The 23,753-nt window shown below is 66.4% G+C and carries 17 protein-coding genes and 1 pseudogene; 6 read left to right on the top strand and 12 right to left on the bottom strand.

Features of this window, described 5'->3' with window-relative positions:
* Positions 1–63: 63 nt before the first annotated feature.
* The 5 genes from Pla123a_RS18255 to Pla123a_RS18275 form a co-directional block, all read right to left on the bottom strand.
* Positions 64–678, bottom strand: a complete 615-nt coding sequence (locus tag Pla123a_RS18255; RefSeq protein ID WP_146589622.1) for a hypothetical protein — start codon at positions 676–678, stop codon at positions 64–66.
* A 145-nt stretch (positions 679–823) separates the two neighbouring features.
* Positions 824–2,095 carry a hypothetical protein gene (locus Pla123a_RS18260; RefSeq protein ID WP_146589624.1) on the bottom strand — a complete coding sequence of 424 codons (1,272 nt, stop codon included), beginning with the start codon at positions 2,093–2,095 and terminating at the stop codon, positions 824–826.
* A gap of 819 nt (positions 2,096–2,914) precedes the next feature.
* Positions 2,915–4,276, bottom strand: a complete 1,362-nt coding sequence (locus Pla123a_RS18265) for a PQQ-binding-like beta-propeller repeat protein (protein WP_146589626.1) — start codon at positions 4,274–4,276, stop codon at positions 2,915–2,917.
* A 196-nt stretch (positions 4,277–4,472) separates the two neighbouring features.
* Complete coding sequence (locus Pla123a_RS18270) at positions 4,473–5,732, bottom strand: aminotransferase class V-fold PLP-dependent enzyme (RefSeq protein WP_146589628.1); 1,260 nt, start codon at positions 5,730–5,732, stop codon at positions 4,473–4,475.
* Positions 5,733–6,227: 495 nt separating this feature from the next.
* A complete protein-coding gene (locus Pla123a_RS18275; protein WP_146589630.1) occupies positions 6,228–7,508 on the bottom strand; it encodes an ATP-dependent 6-phosphofructokinase in 1,281 nt (426 codons plus the stop codon).
* A gap of 396 nt (positions 7,509–7,904) precedes the next feature.
* On the opposite strand from Pla123a_RS18275, the gene Pla123a_RS18280 reads away from it, so the two are divergent.
* On the top strand, positions 7,905–8,543 hold the full coding sequence (locus Pla123a_RS18280) for a hypothetical protein (RefSeq protein ID WP_146589632.1): 639 nt from the start codon (positions 7,905–7,907) through the stop codon (positions 8,541–8,543).
* Entirely contained in the window at positions 8,543–9,118 is a 576-nt protein-coding gene (locus Pla123a_RS18285; protein WP_146589634.1) for a hypothetical protein, read from the top strand. The genes Pla123a_RS18280 and Pla123a_RS18285 overlap by 1 nt, the downstream gene beginning before the upstream one ends.
* A gap of 21 nt (positions 9,119–9,139) precedes the next feature.
* Here the strand turns inward: Pla123a_RS18285 and Pla123a_RS18290 are convergent, their stop codons facing one another.
* Both Pla123a_RS18290 and Pla123a_RS18295 read right to left on the bottom strand, forming a co-directional pair.
* Positions 9,140–10,864 (bottom strand): hypothetical protein, encoded by a 1,725-nt coding sequence (locus Pla123a_RS18290; protein WP_146589636.1) that lies wholly within the window; start codon positions 10,862–10,864, stop codon positions 9,140–9,142.
* 134 nt (positions 10,865–10,998) lie between these two features.
* Complete coding sequence (locus Pla123a_RS18295; protein WP_146589638.1) at positions 10,999–12,321, bottom strand: UDP-glucose dehydrogenase family protein; 1,323 nt, start codon at positions 12,319–12,321, stop codon at positions 10,999–11,001.
* Between the two features lie 374 nt (positions 12,322–12,695).
* Here Pla123a_RS18295 and Pla123a_RS25235 point away from each other — a divergent pair, with 374 nt between their 5' ends.
* Positions 12,696–14,027, top strand: coding sequence for a methyl-accepting chemotaxis protein (locus Pla123a_RS25235; RefSeq protein ID WP_197528095.1), 1,332 nt, complete (start codon positions 12,696–12,698; stop codon positions 14,025–14,027).
* Between the two features lie 307 nt (positions 14,028–14,334).
* Entirely contained in the window at positions 14,335–15,672 is a 1,338-nt protein-coding gene (locus tag Pla123a_RS18305) for a methyl-accepting chemotaxis protein (protein ID WP_146589642.1), read from the top strand.
* A 124-nt stretch (positions 15,673–15,796) separates the two neighbouring features.
* Here the strand turns inward: Pla123a_RS18305 and Pla123a_RS18310 are convergent, their stop codons facing one another.
* Both Pla123a_RS18310 and Pla123a_RS18315 read right to left on the bottom strand, forming a co-directional pair.
* Entirely contained in the window at positions 15,797–17,008 is a 1,212-nt protein-coding gene (locus tag Pla123a_RS18310; protein ID WP_197528096.1) for an acyltransferase family protein, read from the bottom strand.
* Positions 17,001–18,398: a dicarboxylate/amino acid:cation symporter gene (locus Pla123a_RS18315; protein ID WP_146589644.1), complete on the bottom strand. Its 1,398-nt coding sequence runs from the start codon at positions 18,396–18,398 to the stop codon at positions 17,001–17,003. Before Pla123a_RS18315 ends, Pla123a_RS18310 begins: the two co-directional genes overlap by 8 nt.
* A gap of 264 nt (positions 18,399–18,662) precedes the next feature.
* Between Pla123a_RS18315 and Pla123a_RS18320 the strand changes: the two genes are divergently transcribed.
* On the top strand, positions 18,663–19,934 hold the full coding sequence (locus Pla123a_RS18320; protein WP_146589646.1) for a SpoIIE family protein phosphatase: 1,272 nt from the start codon (positions 18,663–18,665) through the stop codon (positions 19,932–19,934).
* Positions 19,935–20,075: 141 nt separating this feature from the next.
* On the opposite strand, the pseudogene smpB reads toward Pla123a_RS18320, so the two are convergent.
* Together smpB and Pla123a_RS18330 are read right to left on the bottom strand one after the other, a co-directional pair.
* Positions 20,076–20,531, bottom strand: a pseudogene (gene smpB, locus Pla123a_RS18325) (SsrA-binding protein SmpB); the annotation flags it as partial.
* Positions 20,532–20,649: 118 nt separating this feature from the next.
* Positions 20,650–21,792 carry a DUF1559 family PulG-like putative transporter gene (locus Pla123a_RS18330; protein WP_146589650.1) on the bottom strand — a complete coding sequence of 381 codons (1,143 nt, stop codon included), beginning with the start codon at positions 21,790–21,792 and terminating at the stop codon, positions 20,650–20,652.
* A 342-nt stretch (positions 21,793–22,134) separates the two neighbouring features.
* Here Pla123a_RS18330 and panB point away from each other — a divergent pair, with 342 nt between their 5' ends.
* A complete protein-coding gene (panB, locus tag Pla123a_RS18335; protein WP_146589652.1) occupies positions 22,135–22,926 on the top strand; it encodes a 3-methyl-2-oxobutanoate hydroxymethyltransferase in 792 nt (263 codons plus the stop codon).
* Positions 22,927–23,045: 119 nt separating this feature from the next.
* Here the strand turns inward: panB and Pla123a_RS18340 are convergent, their stop codons facing one another.
* A complete protein-coding gene (locus Pla123a_RS18340) occupies positions 23,046–23,543 on the bottom strand; it encodes a hypothetical protein (RefSeq protein ID WP_146589654.1) in 498 nt (165 codons plus the stop codon).
* Positions 23,544–23,753: the final 210 nt, after the last annotated feature.

Here is a 23,753-nt window from a genome sequence, read left to right on the forward strand (position 1 = left end):
CCGAGTCGGCGCGGACCGTGGGCCCAATCGAGCAAACGGAGAGCAAGCGGAGGGTGAGGGGCCTCAGCTCGCGGCGTCCGGCGGCGGGGTCGCCGGGGGGAAGGAGCAGCCGTCAAACAACGGCGCCGCTGCCAGCCGCGTCGCGACAGCGCGGGGCAGGGCGGGGGACTCGTCCTCGGCGGGCGGCAACGCGACGCTCAGCGACACCCACAGCGACAGCACGCCGTTGCACGTCAGCGAACGCCAGCCCTGCGAGCCATCGCTTGAGTCCTGCTCACGATCGCTCTGCCCGTTGGGCGTAGGCGCCGACTTCTTCGCGCAGCAACAGCACGCCTTCTTCTTCGGCTCGGCCGCCTCTGCAACCAGCGTTACTGGCGACGCGGTCGGGATCCAGCGGCTCACGTCGTGCCCGGCGCACTGCGCCTTGCTCAGCACGTGCTGCGGCGGCCGGATGTCCTCGCGGGCGGCCCAGGCGAGCCGCTCGCTCAGCGAATTGCAGCAGCAGTTGGTCCAGCAGACCTCGGCCGAGCCGCAGCCGCAGCCGCAGTCCTCGCACGGGAAACGCTCGGCCGCCGCCCGCGGGGGGGCCGGGCCGCGCAGCGGCAGCCCGGTCGCCGCGGCCGCGTAGGCGGCCAGCAGCAACGACGCGAGCAGACGGCGGCAGCGGGGCGTGAACAAGCGATCAACCGCGGGAGGCGTGACAGGGCGGATCCGCCATTGTGGCCGATCGCGGCGCCAGAATCGAGGTCGTCCGACGCGTCAGATTGTCACGCCTGCCGAGCTGCCGATGGCGACCGCGAACGGCTCACTGACTGGCGCCCCGTTACTTGTCGGGTTCGCCCTTGATGGCCTGCGCCCGGACGCCGCCGGTGAAGTGGCCGAACATCGCGCCGCCGACCGCCCACAGGCCGCCGCCCGGCACAATCGCGCCGATGTCGCCGCCGATCTCGGCGCCGAGCCGCGGCTCGAGCACCCGCCGGGCCTCCTTCCGCGCGTCGATGTCGCCGTTGGCGTCAACGTACTCGTAGACGTCGTCCCGCTTGCGGCTCTCGTGCAGCAGACCGACAAACGGCAGCGCGTGCGCCGACGCGTAGACGCTCGGCGTCTCGCGACTGCGGACCTCGTGCGCGTAGGCCGCCTGCTCCAGCGCGACCGCCGGGATGTCCGAGTACAGGTGCACGCTGTTGGTGAACGGGTTGTACCAGTCGCCCCCGAACAGCCTACCCGGCGCAAGCGTGTAGCCGAGCGTGTACAGGCTGCCGACCGTGTACCGCCAGGGGGCCGCGTGCGCATCGTTCTCGCGGAGCCGACGCCACTCGCCCAGCGGGTCGTACTGGTTGACCCGCACGAGCACGTCGTCGACCTGGTGCGACGCGAGGAACTCGACCGCCTGCGACTCGGTCTCCGGCGAGACCGCGTGGTTGTCGGCCCGGCGGTCCCAGAACACCAGCTTCGCCGGGATGCCGAGCGTCCAGCCGACGCCGTCGATGAAGGGCCGCGGCCGGCCGCGCTCAATCGCGATCCCCGCCGCGGCGTCGCCGGGCGTGACCGCGGCGGCGGCGGGGGACCCGTCGGCGTCTGTCGGTTCTGTCGCTTGCGGCGGAAGGTCCAAGTCGAGCGACGCGTACGGGTTCACCGGCCGGGTCGGGGCCTCGTTGGCCCGCTGCGGGCCCGCCAGGGTGGGGCCGGCCGGGGCGGCGGTCGGCTCTTCCGGGTCGCTGAGGTACGTGGTCGGCTGCGCCGGTCCCGCGGCTGCCGGTCGCATCAGGTCGGGGCAGGGCATCGCCGAGCTGTACCGGTTCTGACTTGCCTCGATCGCGTTGGTCCTGATCGCGTTGGTCCTAGTCACGCTGGTCTCAATCGCGTTGGCCTGCAGCGAATTGGCCTGCACTGAATTGGCCGGGGCCGGGCCGGCGTAGAGCGGAGTCGTCACGCCCCGGACCGGGGCCGCCAGCTCCAATCCGGAGCCAATCGAAACAGGCGCGATCGGCTCGGGCGCCGGGGGCATGCTGTAGTACGGCTGGTCGCCGAGCGCTAGCGGAGCAGGCGCCGCGGCCAGAACAAGCAGCAGGGAGCAAACAGACAGACGCTTCATCGGTTCACCCTCCATAGTGAAGCAGGTGGGAAGGCAGACCCCGCCTGCGGGCGCAGGACAAGGCCGGCGTCGATCTCGCGAGACGCTTGCATCGGTGGGGTTGTCGAGCCGCTGCGCGGACGCTGCTAGCAGACTCGGATGGGCAGGAAGTCGCCGCGGGCGTCGGCCGCCGTTGGCAAAGATCGTCACGGCTTATAACGGAGTCCGCTGGACGCGTCGACGCCAGTCGGACCCACGGCGCCGCGCAAGCGTTTTGTCCGAAAACACGACCGGAGGGGACAAAACCCCCGCCACAACTCCCCCTCGGCACTCGTTTCACGCTTGTTAGCAGCCTATTCTCAGTACCGAGCAACCATGGCCGCGTGGGTTTTGTCCCACCGCGCCGCCGACTGAGACAACCCCCAAACACCGCCGACGCTCGCTGCCGCAGATCCCCATCGACCGCGAGCTACCCAACCGCGCAGCAGCCGGCGCCGACCTGCGATACGAGCCTCGCCGCCGCGCCAAAGAACCGGGTGTCGGTATGCCGCCATTGGACCACACCGCGCGGCGCTTCTCTACAAAGAAATGCCAGGCACTCCCTCGCATGCGGGGGACGTCGGGGGCGCTCCGCGCTAGCAGAAGCCCCCGATGACGAGCGGGCAATCAGCAGCGCGCAGCCAATCCAACTAGTACGCCTTCCCTGCAGTTAGTTCCTGTGCCTCCTCATGACGCGCGCACGAATCCCGCAGTTTGCGAAGGGTTCGTGCGGGCCTACCGGTCACGCGGCAGAAATATTATTCGTGTCACCGGCACTAGCCGAAAACGTCGCCAGTCGAACTAATCCTTCGACAGGTCCACACAAATAATCTCCGAGTCGTTCCGCAAGTAGGCGCAGCGGTTGGCCAGCGCCGGGTGCGACCAGACCACCTTGCGGCCGGGCATTGGATTGTCTGCTTCGATGACATGCGCCCGGCTCAGTTCCTCGTAACCTGTGGGCGTGAGCTTGGCGATAATCAGATCGCCTTTCTCATTCGCCAGGAAGAACCGGTCCTCGTGCGGGATCAAGAACACATTCGCCCAGCGATTGGATGAATCGCGAAGGTCGCCCGTCGACCCGCTGGCGGTTAGGTCCTCCCAACTCCGCTCGCCCGTTTCCAGGTCCAAACACCGCAGTTGGCCGTAGCTATCGACGCCATAGATGTGGCCATCCTGAATCACGGGCGTGCTCATCACCGAGTGAAGTTTGTCGGTGTTGCGTTCGCTGTGGCTATTTCCCCGCCACAGGAGATCGGGCCCGGCCTGGCCCTCTTTAAACTCAAGCATCATCGGCCCATCGTAGAAATTGGTTACGAACAGCCGCTGGCCAGCCTGGCGGGGCGTGGGGATCGTCATTCCTGCCCTGACGTCGAACGGCGTCGACCAGTAGACCTCGCCGGTTTCCGGATCGAGCCCGTTGATTGCCTGCGGATGCCAGATAATGAGTTGCCGCTTCCCGCCGAGCTCAAGAATCACCGGCGGACAGTATCCCGGCTCGGCCGCTGAGAGAGATCGCCAGATTTCCTCGCCGCTGTCTTTGTCAAACGCCACCGCGACGCTCCCTTGGCCGCCAACCAGACAGATGAGACGCTTGCCGTCTACCAAGGGATGCCCGGAGAATCCCCACACCGGCGCCGGCATGTCGTAGTCCTCCTTGAACTGCTTCGACCAAAGCGGTTCGCCAGTCTCCGCGTCGAGGCACACCAGGTCCCCCTCGGCGCCCACACTGTAGAGCTTGCCGCCCGTGACGACCGGCGTGGTCCGCGGGCCCGCTGCGTAGCTGATGGAGTACTCGCAGGGGTACTCGTGCGTCCACAGAATCTCGCCGCTTTCTGCATCGAGGCAGAGCACACGCTCGCTGCCTTGCGTGGGGGAACGATCAAATGCATTGGGAGAAATCCGCTGTCCCCCGGCCAACTGCCGATCGGTGACGAAGACCCGGTTCCCCACCACGGCCGGGCCCGAGTAACCGCCGCCGATTGGCGTACGCCACTTCACCGTCGGCCCCCCCTCGGGGAACTGCTCGATGATGCCGGACTCGCGCCACACCCCGTCGCGGTGCGGCCCCAACCATTGAGGCCAGTCATCGCCGTGGGCAAGCTGCGCGGCTGTCCCGAATATCAAGAAAAGACCAAGGATATAGTGCGTCTGGCGCGTCGACATGAGTTGTGTTCCGTCGCATGAATGAGGTAGGGGAGTCGCCGGTCAGACAGCGATTCTACTAGCTAGAGCTTCGCAATACCTTGGCCCACAGCTGTCGAGCAGGTCGCTCCACGATCCGAAGGTCCTGCGCGAGGGTGAATTGACGGCTTTTTTCTCGACGAACTTGGCGAGAATCGCTTCCGAAATAGAGGCGTCGCTACAAAGCTTGGTCGAGAGCGGCGATCAACTGCTCGATTTCGTCCTGCGTTGTGTAGTGCAAGAATGAGAGCCGCAGGACGCCCGGGCTGAGGTCGACGCCCATTGCTTCCAGAACTCGACGGGCGTAGAAGCTGCCTAGCCCCGCCATGATCTTCTCCCGTTCCAAAACGGCGATCACCTCCCGAGCGTCCTTCTTGAGAGGCACAATCGCGACGGTAGGCGCCCGGTCGTCGACGCTGGTCGGTCCCAGGATTCGCAGGTCGTCGCGGTCAGTGAGCCAATCTAACAGCGGCGCAAGTAATCGCCTTTCGTGCTCGCGGAACAGTTCATTCACCGCCTGTCCAGCCGACTGTCCAGCCGACGGGCCTTCTGCCGACGGGCCTTCTGCCGATTGTTCGAAGTGGTGCTGGAAGAGCCGGTGGTAGTATTCTGCGATGCCGCCCGCCGCGGCTTGCTGAGCATGATCGTGCCCGGCCGGGACCATCCGTTTACTTGGGACCTCCGTGTTGAAATGATGGCACTGCGGCGGCAACCGACTTAGCAGATCTTGCTGGATGTACATGAGTCCCTGGTGGGGACCGTAGGTCTTGTACAACGAGAATAGGTAGATATCCACGCCAAGCGAGCGGATGTCTGGAAGTCCGTGTGGGGCGTAAGCCACGCCGTCGGCCACGACTAGAGCGCCGGCTGCGTGACACATCGCAGAGATCTCGGCGACAGGGTTGATCTCCGCGACCACATTTGAACAGTGCGGAAAAATTACGAGCTTCGTGCGATCACTCAACAGCTCGTCCAGTTGAGCCACGTCTAGATGCCCCGTCTCCCGATCAATCCGCCACTCCTTCACCACGCACCCTTTGTCCGCCAAGCGGCGCCACACTCCCGTGTTCGCCTCGTGATCTTGGTTGGTGACGACTACTTCGTCGCCGGGCTGAAGCATTTCACCGAACGCTTTTGCTAGCACGTAGGTGTTCTGCGAGGTGGAAGGGCCAAAGTGCAACTCTTGCCCGTCAACGTTCAGCAGCTCGGCGAATTGCCGGGTCGACTCGTCCATTAAGTCGCCGGCGACGCGTGACGCGGGATGCCAGCCATGGGGCTGCACCCGGGCCTCAGTGTAAAGCCGGAGCAGACGGTCGATGACAGGCTGGCAAGCGTACGAGCCGCCGGCGTTCTCGAAGAATGCCCAACCCTGAAGTTCGGGTTCAGCAAACGCTGGAAACTGCTGGCGGACGAATGCCATATCAAGACCACGCGGCATGTGTAGCTCCACGGGGGGCGAGGCGGGAACAAAGGCTCAAAGGTATCTTGCGACGGATCAACTTGGGAGTCCACCGACGGAGTGCTGCTGCGAACGCCAAGCCAATCCGTCAAGGACACGCGCAGAGATCCGGTTGGCCTTTAGAGCACGCGTTGGTCGCGGATTCTGGGACAGTCTGTCGAGGATCGCCAAGTATCGGATGAGCCCGCGATCGCGCTCAGTAGCCGCGGCAGGCTTCCCGGACATGACAACGCCTGAAGACCTTGGCCTCGCTGGTGCAGCCTTGTGGAATTCGAAGCGAGTCCGGTGGCATCGCCCGGTGTGGTCTCGCGATGGGCTTAACCTGCTTCGGTCGTCAGTGCCGCTGAAAAGGGAGCGGCTGAGTAGAAAGCCGGATGCAACCGCCAACGGTTTAACCGGCCGCGGGTTGCCAATCATCGGGGGCTTCCGCTATCGCCGAGCGCCCCCGGCGCCCCAAAGGACCTTGCGCCCGCGTTACCACTTCTCCTGGCCGGTGGTCGCCAGCACGGCGGACCACAAATCGCGGGCGGGTTCCATCCGCTTCACCTGGCCGACCGACACCCGCAGCGGCACGTGCACCGGGCGGTTGTTCCAGAGGCCGATGAACAGGTCGGTCTTGCCGGCCAGCGCGGCGTGGGCGGCGCAGCGGGCGAACATCTCGCACAGCAGGCTGTCGGCGGCGTTCGCCTGGACGCTGCGGATGTAGTAGCTGGGGTCGAAGTACTTGACCGCGGCCGGCTTGCCGACCTCGTTGAAGTGGTCGGTGATCGCCTGCTTGAGGAACGGGCCGATGTCGCCCAGCTTGCGATTGCCCGACTTGTCGCGGCCTTGTTCGTGGTCGATCAGGTCCTGCCCGGCGCCCTCGGCGACGACAATCACCGCGTGGTCGCGCTTGTCGAGCCGCCGCCCAATTGCCGGCAGCAGCTCGTCCAGCGAGAACGGCGCCTCCGGGATCAGTGTGAAGTTGACCTCGCCGCTGGCGATCGTGGCCGCGGCCGCGATGAAGCCCGCCTCGCGGCCCATCAGCTTCACCAGGCCGACGCCGCGGGGCGTGCTCTTGGCCTCGACGTGGGCGCGGTCGATGACCGTTTCGGCCTCGGACACGGCCGACAGGTAGCCGAACGAGCGGTAGCAGAACTTGATGTCGTTGTCGATCGTCTTGGGGACGCCCACCACGGCGATCTTCAACCCGCGGCGCTCGATTTCCTGGGCGATCAGGTGGGCGCCCTTCTGCGTGCCGTCGCCGCCGATCGGGAAGAACAGGTTCACACCGAGCGACTCGAGGTAGTCGACCATCACCCTCGCGTCCTGCGGCCCGCGCGACGTGCCAAGGATCGTGCCGCCCTGGTGGTGGATCTGCTCGACCACCGAGTCGGTCAGCGGGAACGGCTCGCGGCCGAGCTCTGGGTTCAGCCCGAGGTAGCCGTTGCGGATGCCGAGGATGGTCGGCACGCCGTAGTCGCCGTGCAGCTTGTAGTACAGGTTGCGGATGATGTTGTTCAGGCCGGGGCACAGCCCGCCGCAGGTGACGATCGCCGCGCGGCACTCGGCCGGGTCGAAGTACAGCTGCTCGCGGGGGCCGGCCTTCTCGAACCCCAGCGGGTTGACGATCTCGTCGCCGCAGTACTCGATGTGGTACATCACGCGGCGGTCGTCGGGAACGAACGAGCGGGGACCCTCCCGCAGGTGACGCAGCGGTGAGAGCAGCTTGCGGGGGCCGAGGGACGTGATCCGGAGGTCTTCTTGCGTCAGCATCGGGGTGGCCCGGGCAGGGCGGCTTCGGGGCGGGCGGGGCGCTTGGGGAGGGCCCCTGGGTAGGATGGCGGGGCCTGCTGCGCCTGCAGGATACCAGACCGCCGAGCAACCGTCACGCAGTGGCTGGGGCGAAATAGTCCTGCCGGTCGGCAGCGAATGAGCACGGCCGGTGTGGTATACCTGGGGCGCCCTGTTCGTCACGCAGCCAGTCGGCGTGAGGGTGCCGGGGGCGCTACCGCAGGGAAGCCCCCGACGATGTACCAACCGGCGCCCGCTGGCGGTCGGGGGCTTCCGCTATCGCGGAGCGCCCCCGGCACCCGGCGCTGTTCCGGAAGAACCAACCCGCAAGCGCCGGAATCGCGATGACGCTTGTTCCGGCCCACCTTGGAAGCTGATATGCAGTTCTCGCTGAAAGAGTTCCTGGCGATCGCCGGCGTGGTGTCGGTCGGCACGGCTTCGCTACTGTACGCCAGCAGCCTGGTCAGCGGGCTCTGGCTAGCGGTGGTCGGGGCTCTGTTGATGGGCGCCGCGATCCACTCGGCGTTGCTCGCAGGCGCCCGGCGTGCTTCTGCGGTTGGGTTCCTCGTCGCCGCTCTCGTTTACACGTCTGCCCTGCTCACTCAGAGCTACGATCGGAACGGCTATCCGGTCAACCGCGAGTTCGAACCGTGGGCTGGCCGATTCCCTACCACCATCGCGATGCAGCGGCCTTACCAGGGAGCGACTTTTTCCCGGTCCTACTACACCGACGAGAACGGCAACCGCTACTCGCAAGTCCCGGCCGGCGCCACCGTCGACGACGGCTTCGGCGGAGGCGGATTCGCGTTCGGCGCCGCACCGCCCGCGCCGGGCGCGCTGAAGGTAAAGCAGGTGAGCGCCCCACCCATGCAGCAATTCATGGAGGTCGCCCACTGCCTGTGGACGCTGCTGTTCGGCTACGTCGGCGGCAAGTACGCCGTGTGGCTTTACACTGCCGCGACGCCGCCACGCAGTCGCCCGACGCCCGACCCCGCTGACCTGAACCAGGGAATCTGATGCAGTTCTCGCTCAAAGAGTTCTTGCTGCTGGTCGGCTTCGCATCGGCCGGTATGGCGTCGCTGCTGTACGCATCGCCCGCGGTTGGCGCGGTGTGGCAGCTGCTGGTGGCGGCGCTGGTGTTCGCCGCCGCCGCCCGCGCCTGGCTGCTGCCGGGGCCACGCCGCGTCTACGCGGTCGGCTTCCTGGCGGTCGCGGTCGCCTACACCGCGGTGCTCTACTCCTACGGCAACGAGGTCAGCAACGGCTACCGCTCCAACTACGAGTACAACCCGGGCGGCGGCAAGATGCCGACGAACAAGCTGATGCAGCAGCCGCACACCTGGGTCGCCGCGAGCCGCTCGTACTTTGTGGACATCGACGGCAAACGCTACCCGCAGGTTCCGCCGGGGCACACAATTGGGGATATCTACAACAACTCGACGGGCCAGAAGCTGGTGGCCTACCACGTCCTGCCGGAAGCCGAGTCGTTCATGACGGTCGCCCACTGCCTGTGGACACTGCTGCTGGGCTACGTTGGCGGCAAATATGCGGTGTGGGTCTACACGCGCAACAAGAACACAGCCCCAGAATAGCTTTCGAGCAGAGCCGTGCTGCTACGAAGCGTCGCGGCTCCGCCGCGCTGCCAGACCAGCAACCACCGCCGCCAGCAGGCAAGCCGCGGCCGAGGGGCTCGGGGCCGCTACCGATCCCTGGGCCACCGGCGCCTGAGCGACCGCGCCGTAGTTGGCCTTCCAGATCGTCAGGTTCTGGGGGTCGCCGAGCGTGTCACGCCACACGGTGTAGTCGGCCGCGTCGACGACGCCGTCGAAGTTGAAGTCGCCGTCGAGCAGCGTGTTCTGGTCGACCGTCACGCTGAGCGACAGCGTGGTCGCGCCGTAGCTCAGGCCAAACTCGACCCCCTGCACGTTGGGGAACAGCGGCGGGACGAACTCGCCGCTGATGCCGCCGTCGGCCGTGATCAGGGGGATCGACTGGCTGACGCTGAGGTCGAACTCGGGGTCGAAGCTGAACGCCAGCTCGCCCCCCAGCGTGGCCGCGCCGGCGACCTCGATCTGGGCCGCGCCGTCCGAGGTCAGGCCGAGCGACAGCAGGCTGTTGGAGGTGAAGGTCAGGTCGGAGAGGAACAGGGCGTTGCCGCGGGCGAGCACGGTGGTGGCGCCGTTGTCGGTGTAGGCGTCGTTGAAGACGGCCACCGACTCGCTGGCGACGACGACCGTGCCGTCGTTGGTGACCTCGCCGTGGATGTTGTTGACCCCGTCGGCCGAGGCGATCACGCCGGCGTTGGTGACGTCGTTGAGGAAGCGTACCGTGCCGTCCTCGAGCGTGTAGCGGCCGGCAGCCGCGTTGGTGTTGGTCGACAGCAGCCGGAGCTCGCCGCCGGTCACGGTGACCGCGCCGGCGTTGTTGAAGGCGCCCTCGAAGTCGAGCCGCTGGCCGGCGTTCACCTCGACGTCGCCCGTGGCGAGCACGTCGACCTGGCCGCGGACGACGCCGTCGCCGCCCAGGTAGCCGGCGACGTTGATGTCGCGGACGACCAGCTCGCCCTCGGACAGGTACAGGCGGCCGAGCGTGCCGACGGTCGCCTGGGCCAGGCTGTTGTTGTCGGCGTCGAAGTAGGCGCCGTTGGTGATGTGGAGCTCGCCGATGCCGGTCGCCCCGACGTTCAGGCTGCCCCGGGCGTAGAAGATGGTCGCCGCGCCGTCGACGATCATCAGGCCCGATCCGCCCGCGGCGGCGCCGATCGTAATATCGCTGCCGGTGGTGGTGGTGCGCATCATCGCGCCGCCAGAGACCGTCAGCTTGCCGACGCCCGCGTCGCCGACGACAAGGTCGTCGTACAGCGCGGCGTAGGTTCCGGCTCCGTCGACCAGCACCGTGCCCTTGGCTCCGGCCAGTTCGCCAATCACCATGTCGCCGGTGGAGTTGAGCAGGTTGAGCGAGGCGCCCCCGGTCAGGTTGACGTAGCCGACGCCCGCCCGGCCGACGATCAGCGCGTCGCCGCTGCTGTCAAACTCGGCCGAGGCGCCGGGCCCGGTGACCGTCAGGTAGCCAAAGTAGCCGTCGTCGTCCCCGACATAGCCCTGGTCGTACTGCAGCGTGCTGCCGCCGTCGACCGTGACCGTGGCGAACGGGCTAACGTCGTCGGGGAAGCTGCCGTCGCCGATCTTGAGGTCGACCGAGAAGTGGTCGCCGACCGAGGGCTCGGGCGTCACCTCGCCGGTAGACGAGATCGCCGCCAGAGCGGTGCGCGGGCCGGCGGCCAACGCGAAAGCCAACACCACCAGCCCCAGACGGGCCGTCCACCAGCAGCCAAACATACGACATCTCCTCTTAGGCGATCAAACGGCGCGTACTCTCCCCCCGCTTCCTGCAGAAAGAAACGCACAGCCCTGATTGTAGCCTACATGTCGATTCCCGCACCAGCTTGGTTTCACGGCCTTGTGCAGCGCGGCTACTTCTTGCGGCCGTCCACCATCGGGCGGCCGATGCTGTGGTAGCAGTAGCCGCGGCGGGCCATCCGCTCGGGCTCAAACAGGTTGCGGCCGTCGAAGACCGACGGGTCGGCCATCAGCTGGTACATCTCGGCGAAGTCGGGCGAGTGGTAGTCCTTCCACTCGGTCATGATGCAGAGGGCGTCGGCGCCCTCCAGGCAGCTCATGCGGCGCTCGCTGTAGGTGATCTTGTCGCCGAGCTCGGCCCGCACGTTCTCGAGCGCCTCGGGGTCGTGGGCCACGACCTTGGCGCCCTTGGAGAGCAGCCAGTCGATCAGCACCAGCGCCGGGGCCTCGCGGATGTCGTCGGTGCGGGGCTTGAAGGCCAGGCCCCAGACGGCGATGGTCTTGCCGGACAGGTCGCCGCCGAAGTGCGCGTCGAGCTTGCCCGAGATGACGTGCTTCTGACGCTCGTTGACCTCGTCCACCGCGCGGAGCATCGACGGGGTGAGTTCCTTGTCGACGGTCATCGACTCCAGCGCCCGGACGTCCTTCGGGAAGCAGCTGCCGCCGTAGCCGACGCCGGGGAACAGGAAGGCGAAGCCGATGCGGCTGTCGTGGCCGATGCCGCGGCGGACGTCGTTGATGTCGCCGCCCATCTTCTCGCACAGGTTGGCCATCTCGTTGATGAAGCTGATCTTGGTTGCGAGCAGCGCGTTGGCGACGTACTTGGTCATCTCGGCGCTCTCGGGCGACATCACCAGGAACGGCTTCTCGGTCCGCAGGAACGGCTTGTAGAGCTGGTGCAGGGTGTCGCCGACCTCGGACCGCCGGACGCCCACTACCACTCGGTCGGGCTTCATGAAGTCGTCGATCGCGGCGCCCTCCTTGAGGAACTCCGGGTTGCTCGCGACGTCGCACTCGCGACCGGTGAACTCCTTGAGCATGCCGAAGATCTTGGCGTTGGTGCCGACCGGCACGGTGCTCTTGGTCACCACCACGGCGTCCTCGCGCAGGTGCGGCGCAATCGCCTTGACGACGCTCCACATGGCCGACAGGTCGGCCGAGCCGTCGTCGCCCTGCGGGGTGCCGACCGCCAGGTAGACCACCTCGGCTGGCGCGACCGCCGAGGCGGTTTCGGTCGTGAAGTGCAACCGCCCGGCCTCGGAATTGTGGATCACTAGCTCCGAAAGGCCCGGCTCGTAAATCGGGATCTCGCCCCGCTTGAGGCCCTCGATCTTGGCCTCGTTGATATCGATGCAGGTGACGTCGTTGCCGCTATCGGCGAAGCAGGTGCCGGTAACCAGGCCAACGTAACCAGTGCCAATAACCGCGATTTTCATAACGAGACTCGAAAGGCAAGGGAGCGGGGAGGGAGCGGGAAAGCCTCCAGTATTGCTAGCCGGGCGAGATCCGTCGAGAAGCGCGGCACGGATACCCCTTCCCCAGGCCCAGGAGCCGCCGCTGGACGCGGGATGGCACGGTTTCGACGGTCCTGCCGGCAGAACCTGGGGACGGCAAACCACCGTCGCGGCAACCCCTCAGCCGTGTCCGGTAGATCGCAGCCCATGTTTCCGTGATGCCGGCAGCCGATTTTGCACGCCTCAGGAAACTTCCCGTGGGGCGACCTGCGGGGCAAACCGCCCCACGGCGCTCGCCGCACCGTTTTGAAGCTGACCGAGCCCGACAACTCACCCGTTTAATAGGAGTCGATGCAATGTCGTCTACGCTGTTCAAGAGTCGCAACGAATCCCAGGCCCCGGCGGCGGTTGCCGAGGCCCCGCACAACGACGCCCAGGCTGTCCTCGACGCCCTTAGCCGCTCGCAGGCGGTTATCGAGTTCAAGCCGGACGGCACGATCATCACCGCCAACGACAACTTCCTGGCCGTGCTGGGCTACAACCTCCGCGAGGTCGAGGGTAGCCACCACCGCATGTTCTGCGACGGCCAGTACACCAGCAGCCCCGAGTACAGCCAGTTCTGGCGCGACCTGGCCGCCGGCCGGCCGGCGGTGGGCGAGTACGAGCGGTTCACCAAGTCCGGTGAGAGCGTCTGGATCTCGGCCTCCTACAACCCGGTGCTCGACGCCAACGGCCAATGCTACAAGGTCGTGAAGATCGCCAGCGACATTACCGCCACCAAGCGGGAGAGCGCCGACTCGGCCCGGCTGGCCAACATGGTCGCCAACATGCCGATCAACGTGATGTTCGCCGACCGCGACCTGAACGTGCGGTACATGAACCCGGCCTCGCTCAAGACCCTCAAGCAGGTTGAGCACCTGCTGCCGATCCCGGCCGACAAGATCCTCGGCTCAAACATCGACATCTTCCACAAGGACCCCTCCTACCAGCGCGGCGTGCTTGCCAAAGAGTCGAACCTGCCGGTCCACACGCAAATTACGCTGGGCGAGGAGATCCTCGACCTGCTGGTGAGCGCGATCACCGACAAGGCCGGCAACTACATCGGCGCCATGGCCACCTGGAGCATCGTCACCGAGCAGGTCCGCACCCGCGAAGAAGCGGCCAGCGTCGGCCAGACGGTCGCCGCCAGCACCACGGAGATGGCGGCGACGATCGAGGAGATCAGCAAGAGCGTCGGCCGGACCGCCTCGCTGGCGACCCAGACCGAGAACCACGTCCGCGACTCGTCGTCGGCCGCCGAGATGCTCCAGGAGAGCAGCAAGGCGATCGGCAAGGTCGTCGGCGTGATCCAGGAGCTGGCCGACCAGACCAACCTGCTGGCCCTCAACGCCACGATCGAGGCCGCCCGCGCAGGGGAGTCCGGCCGCAGCTTCGCGGTGGTCGCCAACGAGGTCAAGGAGCTCGCTCAGGAGACCGGCAACGCCACCCAGAGCATCGAGAAGAGCGTCGAGGAGATGCGGCAGCGGATCGATCAGGTGACCGGCGCTACCCAGCAGATCACCGAGAGCATCGCCGAGGTCAGCAGCAACACCAACACGGTCGCCGCGGCCATCGAGGAGCAGTCCATCACCATGGCCGAGCTCAGCAAGACCGCCGAAGGCCTGGTCAAGCTGGCCAACAAGACCTAGGCCTGCTCCCAGCGGCGGACAATAATGGCGTCTACCAAGCCCCCCCGGCCAACTGGCCGGGGGGGCTTTTTTTGCGCGACGCATCGGGCAACGGGTTGGGCGGCCTGCAGCGGATGCGCCGCCTGCAACGTGCAAGCGTGTGGCAATCTGCCGAATTGAGGCCCCCGTCGTGCAAAAATCCACACCCACTGGTCGAGCGTGACCAATGTTTTCGCGATCTGTTGAGCGCACTGACTTGGTCTAGCCGTCTCGCAGACGAGGCAACATCCCACGCTAAACAGCGCCACAGTAATGTAGGAAGCCGTCTATGCCCGCTACTTTGTTCAAGAATCGCCAGACCCCCGCCCCCACCGAGCCCGCAGCAACCACCAGCAAGGCTCAGGCGACACTCGACGCGTTCAGCCGCTCGCAGGCGGTCATCGAGTTCGAGCCGGACGGCACGATCATCACCGCCAACGATAACTTCCTGGCAGTGCTGGGCTACACCCTCGGCGAGATTACCGGCCGCCACCACCGCATGTTCGTCGAGCAGGGCGAGGCCGCCTCGTCTGAGTACCGCCAGTTCTGGGCCTCGCTCGCCACGGGCCGGCCGGCTGCGGGCGAGTTCAAGCGGGTCGCCAAGGACGGCAGCGAGATCTGGATCTCGGCCTCCTACAACCCGGTCCTCGACGACGAGGGAGTCGTGACCAAGGTGGTCAAGATCGCCAGCGACATCACCGACACCAAGCAGGCGGCGCTCGACCAGCTCGCCGTGCTCGACGCCCTCGGCCGCTCGCAGGCCGCCATCGAGTTCCATCCGGACGGCACGATCGTCACGGCCAACGACAACTTCCTCAGCGCCCTCGGCTACAAGCTGAGCGAGATCCAGGGCAACCACCACCGCATCTTCTGCGACGGCGAGTACACCAGCAGCCAGGAGTACGTCCAGTTCTGGAACGACCTCCGGTCGGGCAAGTTCTCTGCCGGACGCTACATGCGGGTCACCCGCGACGGGCGTCAGATCTGGATTCAGGCGTCGTACAACCCGGTGCTGAATTCTGCCGGTCAGGTGGTGAAGGTAGTGAAGTACGCCACCGACATCACCGCCGAGGTCGAGTCCGAGATGCAGACCAGGTCCGACGCGGCCGACGTCGGCCGCTCGGTGGCGTCGAGCGCCACGGAGATGGCGGCGACGATCGAGGAGATCAGCAAGAGCGTCGGTCGCACCGCCTCGCTCGCGACCCAGACCGAGAGCCACGTCCGCGACTCGTCGTCGGCTGCCGAACTTCTGCAGGAGAGCAGCAAGGCGATCGGCAAGGTCGTCGGCGTGATCCAGGAGCTGGCCGACCAGACCAACCTGCTGGCCCTCAACGCCACGATCGAGGCCGCCCGCGCAGGGGAGTCCGGCCGCAGCTTCGCGGTGGTCGCCAACGAGGTCAAGGAGCTCGCTCAGGAGACCGGCAACGCCACCCAGAGCATCGAGAAGAGCGTCGAGGAGATGCGGCAGCGGATCGATCAGGTGACCGGCGCTACCCAGCAGATCACCGAGAGCATCGCCGAGGTCAGCAGCAACACCAACACGGTCGCCGCGGCCATCGAGGAGCAGTCCATCACCATGGCCGAGCTTAGCAAGACCGCCGAGACGCTGGTGCGGATCTCCGGGTGATCAAGCAGTACCGGCTCTGATTTAAGAATTCACGAGAGTGAGAGTTGTCGAGGCGTTCCCCATCTTCGGGTGGGGAACGCCTTTTTTTGTCGAGGGCGAGCCGCTCCGGCTGGGCCGCTAGAACTCAGACCTTCAGGTAGAGCCTGCGGCGGTGCATCCACAGCAGCACCAGCCAGTAGGCCAGCATCACCAGCCCGCCCGACACCAGCGTGCGGTACGGCTCGCCAAACAGGGCGTCGTAATCCCGGCCGAGGTGCGTGCGGAGCATGTCGTCGACTAAGCCGTGCATCGTGTTGGCGATGACGTAGATCGCGATCGAGTTCATCCCGATCACCGTCAGCGGCCACGCCCAGCCACGCCAGCCGCGGATGTCGATCAGCCAGTACAGGGCGGCGAGCAGCAGGAAGCACCAACCGCCGCTCACCAGCACGAAGCTGGGGGTCCAGATCCGCTTGACCAGCGGGCAGACGCCGGCGTAGTGCGTCGCGTACCCGACCGCCAGGCAAACGGCGCCGAGCACGGCCAGCCGGCCGAGCAGGGCGCCGGTGCTGTTCTCCTTGGCCGCGGTGCGTTCGGCCAGCAGACCACCGGCAAGCAATCCTAGCACCATCGTCGTAAGCGTCGGCACGAACGACAGCGTCTGGTAGCCCCCCTCGTTGTCGACAAACGGCTCTTCTCGCGGTAACAGGTTCAGGAACCAGCGGTCGAACGCGGCGGACAGGTTGGTGTTCTTGTTCCAGTGCGACTCGAAGCCACTCAGCAGGTGGGGCCAGTCGGTGGGGACGCCGACCGACGCGTAGTCGAAATCGGCCGGCGGGGCAGGGTACAGGGCAAACGCGGCCCAGCTGACGAGCAGGATCACCACCACCGCGGCCCACTGCTGGCGGCGCGGCCTAAGAGCGATCAGGAACAAGAACCCGTAGCCGAGGCCGATCTGCGTGAGCGTGTCCTCGAACGTGAAGTAGGTCTGCCCGCGGCCGATCGAGCGGAGCCAGATGCCGAGCAGCACCAGCACCGCCGCGCGGTAGAACGCGTGCACGGCGAGCACCGCCATCGACTGCCCCCGCCGGCGGCGGCTGGCGATCGAGAACGGCAGCGAGACCCCGACCAGGAATGTGAACGCCGGCTGGATCATGTCGTGCACGCTGAGCCCGACCCACGGCACGTGGCTCTGGTGGTGGCACAGCCAGGCCCACAGGCGGCTCTCCGGGAAGTGCTCCGCGACGCCGCACAGGTGCAGCACCTCGGCGACCATCAGCAGCATGGCCAGGCCGCGGAACGCGTCGATCGATCCGAGCCGCGGGCTCTTGGCAGGCTCGGCGGTGGGGTCAGCCATCGGTTGATTCGGGCGTCTCTTCGCCCTCGTCCCGCGGCGGGTAGTAGTCGTCCCAGTGCTTCTCATGCGGGGCGGTCAGCTTGCCGGCGCTCTTGGCGACCAGCATCGCGACCGTGGCGTCGCTCGTGACGTTGACGATTGTGCGGCACATGTCCAGCACGCGGTCGACCGGCAGGATCAGGGCGATCCCCTCCACCGGCACGTGGACCGCCCGCAGCACCGCCACCAGCATGACGATGCCGGCGCTCGGCACCGCCGCCGTGCCGACCGACGCCAGGATGGCGGTCAGGGCGACCGTGACCAGGTCGCCGAAGCTGAGGTCGACGCCGTACGCCTGGGCGATGAACACCGCCGCGACCGCCTGGTACAGGCTGGTGCCGTCCATGTTGATGGTGGCCCCGATCGGCAGCACGAAGCTGGCGACCTCCTCGTCGACGCCCAGGTGCTCCTCCACGCGCTCCATTGTGACCGGCAGGGTCGCGGCGCTGGAGCTGGTCGAGAACGCCAGCAGCTGCGCCGGCGAAATCCCCTTGAAGAACGCCCCGTACCCAACGCCCGTGAACGCCCGCACCAGCAGCGGGTAGAACAGCGTGACCATCGCCGCCAGCCCGAACAGCACGCACAGGCAGTAGCTCATCAGCGCCAGGAAGATCGACCAGCTCTGGGTCTCGGCGACCATGGCGGCCATCAGCGCCAGCACGCCGATCGGCGCGTACAGCATGATCAGGTCGATCAGCTTGAGGACCACCTCGTTGACGCCGTCGAAGAAGTCCTTCACCGGCTTGGCCTTGTCGGGCGGCGAGAGCAGCAGGCCGACCGAGAAGAACAGCACGAACACAATCACCTGCAGCATGCTGCCGTTGTCGGCGGCGGCGGCCATCAGGTTCTGCGGCACCAGGTCGACCAGCGGCTGCAGCGGACCCATGCCGCTCTGCTCGGCGGCCAGCTTGAGCTTGCCCTCGACGTCCGCCTGCGTCGAAGCGGCCAGCGCCTCGCGGGTGTCGGCGTCGAGACCCCGCGCCGGGCCGACGAGGGTCGCCAGCGTGAGGCCGAGCACCACCGCTACGGCGGTAGTGATCAGGTACAGCACGATCGTGCGGCCCCCCATCGAGGAGAGCTTCGACAGGTCCTGCAGGTCCGTGACGCCCTTGATCAGCGACGCCACGATCAGCGGCACCGCCACGAGCTTGAGGCCGTTGATGAAGATCGTGCCGAACGGCTTGATCCAGTTAACGATCGCCAGGGCCCAGGTCCAGCCCTCGAGCTGCCCGTCGTCGTTAAGCTCCTGGCCATTGAGGCCGTTGGCGTCGAGCAGCACGGCCACGACCCCCATCGCCACGCCGATCAGCATGCCCAACAAGATCCGCCAGTGCAGGGGGACGTTCTTCATGCGCTCGTACTCTCCAGTTGCGGAGGCCCCGGAACTCGGTGTCCGGGAGGGGGCGGGGAGGCTCCGTTTCAGAGACCCTTCGGAGACCCGGTGGCGCCAGCATAACCTGTCGCCGCCCGCGATTTACAGCCGCGGATCCCAGTCGCCCGACGAAGCTTCGCTATTTTCCCATTCCACCCAAGTTTCCCACTCAACCACGCCGATAGCACCAACTACACAACCAACTCCGCCTACCCACCTTGCCAACGCCGCCCGACCGTCACTATGCCGACCGACGACCAACCCTTCGAGCCGCCGACGATCCTGATGCCCGCCCCGGGCTTAGGCCCCTCGCCGTACGCACCAGGACCCGGGCTGCCCGAAGGGATGCCCGCCACGGTCTCGTTTGCGGGCGAGGAGGCGTTGTTTGAGCAGCGGATCACCGCCATCCTGTCGGGCACGACCCAGGGGCTGCGGTTCGACCTGGCCGACTTTTTTGTGCTGGACGACCGCACCGCCGAGCTGCGGACCGTCGCGTCGACCGGCAAGCAGCAGTCGAGCTCAAGGCCGATTGAGGACGCCCCCGGCGACCTCACCGCGCTGGCGGGCGAGGCCGTAGTGCTAGAAGACGGCGAGCTGATGCGGCAGTTCGGTGTGCCGCGGCGGTGCGGCGCGGCGGTCTGCGTGCCGGTCTCGAGCGACTCGACCATCCACGGCACGCTGTGGCTGTACAGCCGCGTCGCGCGGCCGGTCTCGGACCCCGAGCTGCAGCTGATCGAGATCGTGGCGGGCCGCCTGGCGGTCGAGCTCGAGCGCCGCGAGCTGCTCAAACCAGCCCCCAACTCAACCAATGCCGTCGTGCAGAGCGAGGCGCCGACCGAGCCCTCCGCGCTGCTGCTTCCCACCGACGCGCTGCAGCTCGACGAGCTCGAGGTCGCCGGCCTGACCGAAGCGACCCTCGCCCTGCACGACTGGCATACCCTGAGCGACGGCCGGGTGCTGACCTACGCCGCGGCGTTTGTGGGGGCCCCCGGAACCCGCGACGACGAGTCGCAGCTCGCGCTGCAGGCGGCGCGCATCGCGTTGCGCTCGCACGCCGAACACGCCGCCAACGCCGGCCGGCTGCTCAACCGCGTGGCGGACACCCTCTCCGAGGCGTGCCCCGGCGGGTCGGGCGTCTCGATCGCGGCGTCGCTGGTCGACCCGGGGTCGGGCGAGGGATCGTACGCGTTGGCGGGCGCGGCCATCGCGCTGCGGATCCGGGCGAGCCAGCAGCACGCCGAGGCAACCGACGACCCGCCTGTTGGCTGGGACGCCGATCAACGCCACACCAACGTCCCGTTCGAGCTGGAGATCCGCGAGCGGCTGGTGCTGGCGGTGGGCGACCCGCGGAGCCTGGACGAGCGGCGCGCTAAGCGGGTGCTCAAGGCGTTCGCCCGCGTCACGGCCGACGAGCACCGGCAGATGGACGCCTGGCGGGCGCTCGAGCTCGCCGCCCGGCGAGCCGACTCCGCCGGCGGTCCGCTTGACGCCGCGGTGGCGTTGCGGCGGCGGTAGCAATAAAACCTCCCTCCCCTTCTGGGGGAGGGCCGGGGTGGGGGTGAAGCGGGTGCCCGGGGCGCCCAAGGCAAGCCGAATCCGCAGGGCACCCCCACCCTAACCCTCCCCCTCCCCCAAGGGGGGAGGGAACTACCTGGCCTAGCGGTCGCGGCGCATGGCGCGGTCGATGTCGCGCTGGGCGTCGTGTTTCTTGAGCGACTCGCGCTTGTCGAAGGTCTTCTTGCCGCGGCAGATGCCCATCAGCACCTTCGCTTTGCCCGATTTGAAGTACATCTTCAGCGGCACGAGGGTGAGGTTCTTCTCGTACGCGCGGTTGGCGAACTTGTCGATCTCGCGGCGGTGCATCAGCAGCTTGCGGCGGCGGCGCGGGTCGTGGGTCTGCTGGGAGTCGAAGGTGTACTCCTGGATGTCGCACTGCATGAGCCACACCTCGCCACGGTCGACGCGGCCGTAGGCCTCGTCGAGCGACATGCGCCCCTCGCGGAGGCTCTTCACCTCGCAGCCGGTCAGCACGATGCCGCACTCCAGGTGGTCGAGCACCTCGTACTCGTGCCGCGCCTTGCGGTTGTTGGCGATCAGCTTCTCGTTGGGGTCGTCCGTCTTGGACTTCGTGTTTTTGTTCTTCCCGGCCGTGGCTGGGGCCCTCCCTAATTAAAGCGGGCCGTGGGGAGGTCCCACGGCCCGGGGGGTGCTTTTTCCAACACTAGCAGCTCTAGTAGGTGCCATTTGCCAGAGGCGGCGCGCTCCGGTAATCGCTGATTGGCTGGTTGGAGTTATTGTGGTTGATCGGGTCGACAACCTTTCGGTTGTTTGGAGCCATCAGTTGCTGGTAAACAATGGGGTCCACAGACGGGTCGATTCCTTGCCCGTGACCATCTGCGAATATAACGTTGAAGGTACCACTCGGGTGGCCACTGGAAGGCCGCGCATAGGCCGGAGAATTGGGCGGAAAGTCGATGTCGACTTCTTCGCCTATCGGAGCTTGCCGGTTAATATTCGAACCATTTAGGTCACCCGTGGAGCGGGATATCAAATCGCTCAGCGGTAAATTCCCGTCGGCCGCCGTTATCCAGACGATGCCGAATACTGCTTCACCCATATCGGCGACGCGCCCATCGCTATCGGTCGCGCCCTGTGCAACTCCCGCCCAACAGTAGGTCGGGTTCTTCTGGACGTTCTCCGAGATCATGATCGTGGTTGAAGCTCCGTCAACGATGTCCGTGAGTCGTGTCTTTTCGCTTCCAAGCACGAGGTTATGGAACAAACCGTTGGCTTTCGTGTCGCCCCTTCCAGTTCCGGCTTGGAAGTTGCCCGAGTTGTCAAAATCCCACGCCCCAGTGTTGACCGCATAACTCAGCCCGGCGTTCTGTTGAATGGAAATCAGTTCCGCATCGGCAGGACACATATACACATCTACCCTAGGGATTGGGAACGGGTTGTTAATTTCGGTCATGGCGTCCCACAAGTCCTGTCGCTCGATTCGCGGAGTAATCACTGCCGCCCAGCTAAACCGAGACCCCAATTTGCGGTCTCTGACATCATCTGGTGACGGGGTGTTGCCCGCAGGCAGGCCATCCTTTAGCGAGGAGTTGGATAGTTGACCGGAGTTAATCCATGCGTACTGCTTGGCGGTTCGCTGCACAGGCTGCAGGTAGCCGGGATACTTCTGTTTGTCGGTCTCGTAACCCGCGACAGCCGTGCCCAACTGGCGGATGTTGTTCAAGCACTGGGAAGTGCGGGCCGAAGCGCGGGCCATCTGCACGGCAGGCAGCAGCAGGGCCACCAGCATGCCGATGATCGTGATCACGACCAGCAGCTCGACCAGGGTAAAGGCGTGACGGTTCGGGTTCTTCATGCCTCGAGACTCCAGGCAGGCCAGTAGTTGACCCAGTAGGTTGACCCAGTAGTGGACTGAGTAGGGAAGCCGTCCGCGCGTCCGGCGACGCCGGCTGCGGGGGGCAAGGTGTTCCTGGGGCGGCCGCTACGCTCATTGCTTGCGCGAACGGGCCCTGGATATCAGTATCGCCCAACCCTGCAGAAAAAGCCAGCAAGCCTCGCATCTTCCCGCCGCCGGGCGCGATCGCGTATTATCGGGGTTTCCCGAACTATTTCGCCGAACCGGACCTCGGCTATTCCCGTCGGCGCCGCGTCTGGCGTCCGCCGGGCCCCATTTCCCCCCGCCGCCAGGCCTGCCGCGATGCCCGAGCAACTCACCGCCCCCCGCTTTGCCGCCATGAAGGGGGGAGACCGCAAGATCTCTGTCCTGACGGCCTACGACTACACCATGGCCAAGCTGGTCGACAGCTGCGGGATCGAGGGGATCCTGGTGGGCGACAGCCTGTCGATGGTGGTCCAGGGGCACCAGAACACGCTGCCGGTCTCGATGGACGAGATGATCTACCACGCTGGCATGGTCGGCAGGGCGGTGGAAAACGCGTTGGTGATTGTCGACCTGCCGTTCCCCAGCTACCACCTCGGCCGCCACAAGGCGATCGAGAACGCCGGCCGGATCCTCAAGCAGACCCGCTGCCAGGCGGTCAAGCTCGAGGGGGGCGTCGAGCAGGCCGACACCATCGCGGCCCTGGTGCAGGCCGGCATCCCGGTGATGGCCCACGTCGGCCTGCGGCCGCAGAGCGTGCACCAATTGGGCGGCTACCGGGTCCAGCGCGACCGCCAGCAGCTGCTGGCCGACGCCCAGGCGGCCGAGCACGCGGGGGCCTTCGCGATGGTGCTGGAGTGCGTCCCCACGGCGATTGCCACGGAAATCACCCAGAAGGTGTCGATCCCGACCATCGGCATCGGCGCCGGCCCAGAGTGCGACGGCCAGGTGCTGGTCATCAACGACGTCGTCGGGCTGACCAGCGGCTACGTGCCTAAATTCGTCAAGGCGTACGCCGACCTCGGCAAGACCATCACCGAGGCCGTCACGGCCTACCGCGATGAGGTGCGATCTGGGGCATTCCCGACCAAGGAGCAGTCGTACGAGTAACGGCGCGGCGCTGGTGTGCGGTCCCACCTCTTGCGAGGTGGGCTGCCCTGGTGCAGAGCCGCAAGCAAGAACCGAGCCGCAAATGATGGTAGCCCACCCCGCCAGGGGTGGGACAACCCCTAGCGCGGGTCCCGCCAGCCAATCTCCTCGCGCCAGAACCAGCCGCTATGCTTCGGTAAGTAAGCGTTCACCAAGTGCTCGAAGTGCCGCCGCGACTCGACCTGCTGTCGGCTCGCACCGCGTGCGAACCACTTGTGGCCAACACAGTCGTGCTCGCGAGAAAGGTGAAGTGAGATCAGGTTCTTGATCCGGCCGCCGACCTGCTTCATCGGCGCCTGGAAGTCCCGCCAACTCGCTAGCAGGTGAACGTGCGACGCTTCACTCGCCGCGGCGTGGGCGCGGTAGCCTTCTTCTTGGCAGATGGCCTGGAACCGTTCGATGATCGCTCGCTGCAGCTCGGAGTCGAACGAGACCTCGGGCTGCGTGAGCAGACCACGTTGAATGGTCGCGAGCTTCTTGTTGGTCGGGTGGATCCCGCGATTGCGCTCGACGTATCCCTGCGGCCGGTCGGGGAGCCAGCTGCCGTACGCGTGGTAGGTGAATAGCGCTACCGGCATTGGAAGAGCCCCTGCGGTGAAAGTGTGCGCATGTACACATTAAGCAGCGGCGTCGCCATTGCAAGTAGATTGTCCCACCCCTGGCGGGGTGGGCTGCCCCAGGGCAAAGCCGCAAGCCTTGGTAGCCCACCCCGCCAGGGGTGGGACCGACCCCGCCGAGCATTGTGAAACTGGGGCAAAAACCCTAAAATACAGGGCTTACTACCCACT

The organism is Posidoniimonas polymericola (genome assembly GCF_007859935.1).
GTDB lineage: Bacteria > Planctomycetota > Planctomycetia > Pirellulales > Lacipirellulaceae > Posidoniimonas > Posidoniimonas polymericola.

Coding starts and splice junctions, on each gene's coding strand:
- Pla123a_RS18260 (WP_146589624.1), bottom strand. CDS start 2,095: ATGAAGCGTCTGTCTGTTTGCTCCCTGCTGCTTGTTCTGGCCGCGGCG.
- Pla123a_RS18265 (WP_146589626.1), bottom strand. CDS start 4,276: ATGTCGACGCGCCAGACGCACTATATCCTTGGTCTTTTCTTGATATTC.
- Pla123a_RS18270 (WP_146589628.1), bottom strand. CDS start 5,732: ATGCCGCGTGGTCTTGATATGGCATTCGTCCGCCAGCAGTTTCCAGCG.
- Pla123a_RS18275 (WP_146589630.1), bottom strand. CDS start 7,508: ATGCTGACGCAAGAAGACCTCCGGATCACGTCCCTCGGCCCCCGCAAG.
- Pla123a_RS18280 (WP_146589632.1), top strand. CDS start 7,905: ATGCAGTTCTCGCTGAAAGAGTTCCTGGCGATCGCCGGCGTGGTGTCG.
- Pla123a_RS18285 (WP_146589634.1), top strand. CDS start 8,543: ATGCAGTTCTCGCTCAAAGAGTTCTTGCTGCTGGTCGGCTTCGCATCG.
- Pla123a_RS18290 (WP_146589636.1), bottom strand. CDS start 10,864: ATGTTTGGCTGCTGGTGGACGGCCCGTCTGGGGCTGGTGGTGTTGGCT.
- Pla123a_RS18295 (WP_146589638.1), bottom strand. CDS start 12,321: ATGAAAATCGCGGTTATTGGCACTGGTTACGTTGGCCTGGTTACCGGC.
- Pla123a_RS25235 (WP_197528095.1), top strand. CDS start 12,696: ATGTCGTCTACGCTGTTCAAGAGTCGCAACGAATCCCAGGCCCCGGCG.
- Pla123a_RS18305 (WP_146589642.1), top strand. CDS start 14,335: ATGCCCGCTACTTTGTTCAAGAATCGCCAGACCCCCGCCCCCACCGAG.
- Pla123a_RS18310 (WP_197528096.1), bottom strand. CDS start 17,008: ATGGCTGACCCCACCGCCGAGCCTGCCAAGAGCCCGCGGCTCGGATCG.
- Pla123a_RS18315 (WP_146589644.1), bottom strand. CDS start 18,398: ATGAAGAACGTCCCCCTGCACTGGCGGATCTTGTTGGGCATGCTGATC.
- Pla123a_RS18320 (WP_146589646.1), top strand. CDS start 18,663: ATGCCGACCGACGACCAACCCTTCGAGCCGCCGACGATCCTGATGCCC.
- Pla123a_RS18330 (WP_146589650.1), bottom strand. CDS start 21,792: ATGAAGAACCCGAACCGTCACGCCTTTACCCTGGTCGAGCTGCTGGTC.
- panB (WP_146589652.1), top strand. CDS start 22,135: ATGCCCGAGCAACTCACCGCCCCCCGCTTTGCCGCCATGAAGGGGGGA.
- Pla123a_RS18340 (WP_146589654.1), bottom strand. CDS start 23,543: ATGCCGGTAGCGCTATTCACCTACCACGCGTACGGCAGCTGGCTCCCC.